Below are 3,085 nucleotides of genomic sequence, written 5' to 3'. Positions count from 1 at the left end.
CCGGTACCGCCGAACAGACTATCGCGCCCGCCGCCGGGCCGAAGTGTATCGTTGCCGCCTCCGCCGCTCAGGAAGTCATTGCCTGTGTCCGAGACAAGGCGGTCATTGCCGTTTCCCCCAACAAGGGACATGTCTTGCGCGCCATCAGCGATCATCAAAAGATCATCTGTAGCAGCGCTGGCGTCGATGATCTCCTGCGCGATGTTGGTGACATTTAGCGTGAATGTCCGACTGCCTGACAGCAACTCCATGGTCCCTGTTTCTGTGGCAGTCACCCGGACGTCTATGCTGCTTTCTTGTTCAAAATCGATATTGCTGCTCGGGCGAATAACCAGTTCGAACCGACCCGCCGTTGCGGTCGCCTTTACCCCGAATCTTGCATCGCTAGTGCTGAAATTGAACGTATCGGCTTCAGGGTCCGTTGCTGTAAACGTGCCGACTGTTACCTCTTGAGCGTTCCAACCTTCCGTAACTCCAGCACGAGACAGGTCATCAAAAATCACCGGAGCATCGTTGGTGGCGGTGATTCCAACATGGGTAATGCCTGTCGCGTTCTGTGCGCCACCAGTGCCTTGATCGCCATCATCGAAGACCCACTGCAGATCGACTGTCGCACCCGGCATGTCAGAGGTGTTGGTATAGGTAATCGCCTGCATCACCTCATCAACAAGGGCGGTATTCGGGATCATCCCATTGGCTTGCGTGAAAGTAACGCGCAACGTCCCGCCTGATTGGCTGACATTTGCGATGACAACGCCATTGGCTGCAATGGCAGCCCCATCAAACTGCAAGATACTGGCAGGCGCGAAGCGAAAGCCGAAGACATCTTGCGACGCAGCACCGGTGCTGCGTTCTAAGGTCAGGGAAGCACCATTGAAGTTTCCGGCACCACCGTTGTCATTCGACAATTCACTGTCGAAGATCTGAACATCGTCATCAAGAACAATCGCTGCACCGTTCTCAGTAAACTCGACAGTGTCCCCCAAAGTGTTTTCACTGCCGAAGGCCCGGTCGAGGTTCCCTTTGGCATCAATGCGCAGGGCAGACATACCAGATCCCGTGACCAGGATACCGCCGTCGCCTTGCATTGCTACCTTACCTTGCCCATAGCCACGCACACTTGCGACGCCGTTGTCGCCATAGCTCATGTCCTGCACGCCGTTTTCATCATAGCGGGTGACAACGAAATCATGCCTGCCGATGTTTGGGTCGTACTTGAACCCGGTCACGGTAAGGTTACCGTCATCGTCTACGAAAACTGCGCGCGCACTGTCTCCAATTGTCCCGACTGGGGTAATAACGATACCATCCCCGCCACCAAAGCTGGTGTCGATGCTGCCATCCGAGTTGTGGGCAACCAATGCGAAATCGCCGCCAATCTCTCCAACCATGACAAAGCCGCCATCCGCTCGCGCGGCCATCGCATGGCCGATAAAACTGATGGCGCTGATATTCATTGCGACCTTGCCTTCACCCCCGGCGAAAGAAAGGTCATGGTCTAAGGTTTCGGTTAGTCTAATGACGCTCCAGCCGGTTGCGAACTTTACAGACAGAAGTACTGTCCCATCGGGTCGCAGAACAATATCTCTCGTTCCCGAATTAGAAATGGAGTTTACAAACAGGGATTTGGAAATTTGGTGGTCCCCGTCAGCACCAATAAGGACAATTCGTATTGAGTTATCGCCACCATAGAGACCTGGTTCCAAATATCCGCTAATTATATATTTATTATCAACTCCAACGGAAATGCTGTCAGCTGTACTGACCCCCGCTGCGAGGCCAAATCCAGTGTCCAGTGTTCCATCTGGGTTGAAACGACGCGTTGTCCCAGAAGGAGAAGCTCCGCCCGAAGAGCTATCGTAACGGCCATAGTAGGTCCCAGCTATGAATTTGCCATCTGACTGCGCAGCAACAACGAGCGCGCCGCTTCGATCAGGATCATTAGCGTACCTTGTAGAACTACCAATTAGTGCGCCGCTCGAATTTACTATGCTGATTTGCCATCCGGGATCCGCAGCATAGAGGCTGCCCAAAATGGCGAAGGAACCGTCCGGCGCGGTGGCAATACCCGCTAGGCTCAAAAAGGAATTGGGGTTTGAATAGTCTGGAGTCCGTCCACTGCCAACAAAAAAGCTGGGCGCAAGATTTACCAACGAGATCTCCCTTTCTCTTGCTTCGGCAAGACTTAGAACTTTTCTAAGCCGACATTCCCCAAGTAGAACGCCGTCTTTGCCATTCTGACGGCGCTTTGTGCGCCGATCAAGCTTTTGGGGCCTATTGCGCTGTGGTCCGGGAATCTGAAGCGCGAACGAAGCATGATTTGTGGCCTCGGCGGCGGGGTTTATCTGGATTTCGGTCTGATCGACTACCTTTTTGACAGACCAGTCGAGCCGCTTCCCACTGGTTTTTGCCGCTGATGCCCTCATCCGAGAACCGGCGGTGCGCGCAGCCGGTGGATGGCCGCGAGAACACGACTGAGTAGAGCGCCACTGACGGCAACATCGGCAAGCTGGAACGTGATGCGCTGGCGTGGCGGACGACACGCGAACCGATTTTGATCAGCTTCAGTTGCAGGCTGGTCAACGACCAGTCGGCCATGGCCTTGGGCAGTTCGATACTGCGCAAGAAAGTGGCCAAGTTGTAGGCAAGCGCGTGCAATTGCAGCCGCACCTCGTTGTCGCGGAATTTCTGGCATGACAGCCGTGTCCGGCGAAAGGCATATCTGCCTTCTTTGATGTGCTGCTGGACGGTGCCGCGCTGATTGTAGAACCGCACCAACCAGTCTGGCTCCATCGGCGGGTTGGTGACGATGAAGCCGACTCGCGGGAACAGCTCGCCAGGATGCCATTCGATCTTGGCGATCACCCGGCGCTCCTTGTCCCAGGACGCTGCCTGATATTGGAAACCGTCGAAGAACCATTTGACCTTGTTCAGCGACGGCCGCCCACAGGGCGCGTCAGCCGGCGCGCGATCTTGTCCTTGAGCACCGCGTTTGCAGGCAAACGGATGGCGTAGAATCAGCCCGCCTCTTCCAGCCGCTCATTGATCGCGGGGATCGCTTAGGCGGCATCGGCTCGGAAGAACC

2 pseudogenes are annotated in these 3,085 nt (G+C 55.4%); both read right to left on the bottom strand.

Annotated features, from left to right (window positions below):
* A pseudogene (locus AC2FNA_RS24090) lies at nucleotides 1-2,153 on the bottom strand (hypothetical protein); the annotation flags it as partial.
* A gap of 269 nt (nucleotides 2,154-2,422) precedes the next feature.
* Nucleotides 2,423-3,085, bottom strand: a pseudogene (locus tag AC2FNA_RS24085) (transposase); the annotation flags it as partial.

This window comes from Ruegeria sp. YKSD163 (genome assembly GCF_059612905.1).
Note: the sequence above shows the minus strand (reverse complement) of the source record. Positions and strands in the feature narration are given on the sequence as shown.